Raw genomic sequence first — 2,449 nt, 5'->3', positions numbered from 1 at the left:
GTGCCTTAGACCGCATGTCCGCGTTTGGGCCAGGGTGGCTCGTCCTACACTGCGCGGGGTCAACGAGGGTTGCCCGCGGAGGCGGGCCTATCCTCAGCGCAGGAGGACGAACCGTGGAGCAGCATACAGAGGTTTTCGTTGGATTGGATGTGGCCAAGGCCCGCCACGCCGTGGCGGTTGCCGAAGAAGGCCGACAAGGCGAGGTTCGATACATCGGTGAGATCGGCGCTGATCCCGAAAGTGTCCGTCGGCTGGTGACCAAACTGGAGAAGCGTCACGGGCGACTGCATTTCTGCTACGAAGCCGGTCCGACCGGCTATGGGCTCTACCGCCAGCTCGTCAAACTCGGTCATCAATGCTCCGTGGTCGCGCCATCGTTGATCCCGCGCAAGCCGGGCGAGCGGGTGAAGACGAACCGGCGTGATGCATTGCAGCTTGCCCGGTTGCTGAGAGCCGGTGAACTGACCGCGGTCTGGGTGCCCGACGAGGCGCATGAGGCGATGCGTGATCTCATCCGCTGCCGGCAAATGGCAGTCGATGACTTGCGCCGCAAGCGCCAGACGATCTCATCGATGATGCTGCGGCAAGGGCGGGTCTATCCAGGCAAGAAGACCTGGGGCGCCGGTCACACGCAGTGGCTGCAGGCGCAACGTTTCGACCACCTCGGCCAGCATCTGGTGCTGCAGGAGTTGCTGCTCGCCGCCCGGCATGCCGGCGAGCAGCTGGATCGGATCGAGGCAGCGATTGTGGAATTGCTGCCCAAATGGTCGCTCGCCCCGGTCGTTGAAGCGCTGCAGGGCTTGCGCGGCGTCAATTTGGTGACCGCGGCGACGGTCATGGCTGAGGTCGGCGATCTACGGCGGTTTGAAAATCCACGCCAGCTCATGGCCTATCTCGGTCTGGTGCCCGGCGAACGCTCGACCGGCGATACGGTCCACCGGCTCGGCATCACCAAGGCGGGCAATGGCCGGGTGCGGCAGGCCTTGGTTGAGAGTGCCTGGAGCTATCGCCATCCGCCGCGGACCAGTCAGAACAAGCACGACATCCTTGAGCACTTGCCCCCCGCGGTGCGCGACATCGCGGCCAAGGCGCAGTTACGACTGTGCGCTCGCTATCGGGCTCTGTCACAGCGGGGCAAAAAGTTGACCATCGCCGTGACCGCCGTCGCGCGCGAATTGGCGGGTTTCATCTGGGCGATCGGTCGAGAAGTTCAGGCTATGTAGTATATAGTAGAGCCACTTGCAAAACTCTGGCGCGTCGGCGCGTGATTTTCTGACAAAAGATGCACCGAGAGCTGACATCAGGACGATCTGACCTGGTTCACATGAGCGCATCGGCATGCGACGGGGTTTTCCGCGTTTTTTGGCAAGCCGATGACGACCTCACCGCTGAAGGCAGCGGCAAGGGTGCGGTGGTCGGTCGCCAAGGGCCGCTACGTAACCAGGCGGAGCAGTTGCAGGGCGGTGAAACTGACCACCCCGAACATCAGGTGACACATCACTTTGGCGCCCCCGCGCCCGCGGACGGTCCGGCCGCCATAATTGTCCTTCAGCCCGCCATTGACCCGTTCCGCCGTGCTGCGTTCGCCGTAGCGTACGTCCTCTGCCATGCGGTGTCCCACCTGGCGTTGCCGCTTCGCCTCCTGCGCCAGTTCCTGCTTCAGCCCGGCTGCGGCCCGTGGATTGACGTCGATGATCGGCACATGGTTGAGGCTGCGGCTGTGCTGTTTGATGGCGGCATCGTCGTAGGCGCTGTCCATCAGGTCGTACAGGTTGGTGACTTTCGCGGCGGTCATGGTGGCGAGCGGAATGGCGAGTGGGCTGTCATGCACGGACGCCGCGGTGAGGATGCAACTGATCGGGATCTCGCCGTCCGCGGTGTCGATGGGCAACTTGTAGCCGATCCAGGATTGCTGATGGCCCTTGGCATTGCGTTTGGTGCCGACATCGCAGTGCCGCGGCAGATCTTTCAGCATCGCGGGCAAGGTCATGCCGAGTTGGCGCTCGATCCGGCGCGGCGGCTCGACCGGACGCTCCTCGCCCTTGCCAGGGCGGCCGCGCTTGCGTTTGGCCGGTGCGGGTGGCTTCGGCTCGGCTGACGTCACGGGCTTCTCGCGCGCCGCGATGGCGGTGCTGTCGCGCGAGATATGTCCGACCAAGCGATCTGCGTGAGTTTCCTCAATCAATGCGACATGCAGCCGCGATGGCAGAGCGCTGTCGGCGAATTCCGCAAAGGCGCGCGCGAATGTGGCTTCACTCGGCACCTCGCCTGCGCGCTGCCAGCCGCACAAGCGGCGCAGTGTCTTGTCGGCCGATAGCAAGTCGATCAGCAGGCGGGTGGTTGGCAGGTTGAAGACCGCCTTGGCGATGAAGGCACGTGCCAGGGCCGCGCGTTCGGCGGGAGGGCGGCCGAGGAGGCCGTGCCAGCTTGGCAGGAACGTCTCGATCCA

General features: G+C 64.4%; 2 protein-coding genes. One reads left to right on the top strand and one right to left on the bottom strand.

The genetic code is table 11. The features are described 5' to 3' along the window. Positions 1 to 113: 113 nt before the first annotated feature. Positions 114 to 1,223 carry an IS110 family transposase gene (locus VGP39_RS00090; protein WP_327566078.1) on the top strand — a complete coding sequence of 370 codons (1,110 nt, stop codon included), beginning with the start codon at positions 114 to 116 and terminating at the stop codon, positions 1,221 to 1,223. A 209-nt stretch (positions 1,224 to 1,432) separates the two neighbouring features. Here the strand turns inward: VGP39_RS00090 and VGP39_RS00085 are convergent. Beyond that, the coding region (locus VGP39_RS00085) for a transposase (protein WP_327566077.1) at positions 1,433 to 2,449 on the bottom strand (1,017 nt) is incomplete at its 5' end.

Origin of the sequence: Bradyrhizobium sp. (genome assembly GCF_036009065.1) — a bacterium.
Lineage (GTDB): Bacteria > Pseudomonadota > Alphaproteobacteria > Rhizobiales > Xanthobacteraceae > Bradyrhizobium.
The sequence above is the reverse complement of the archived record's forward strand: the minus strand, read 5'-3'. Positions and strand labels throughout refer to the sequence as shown.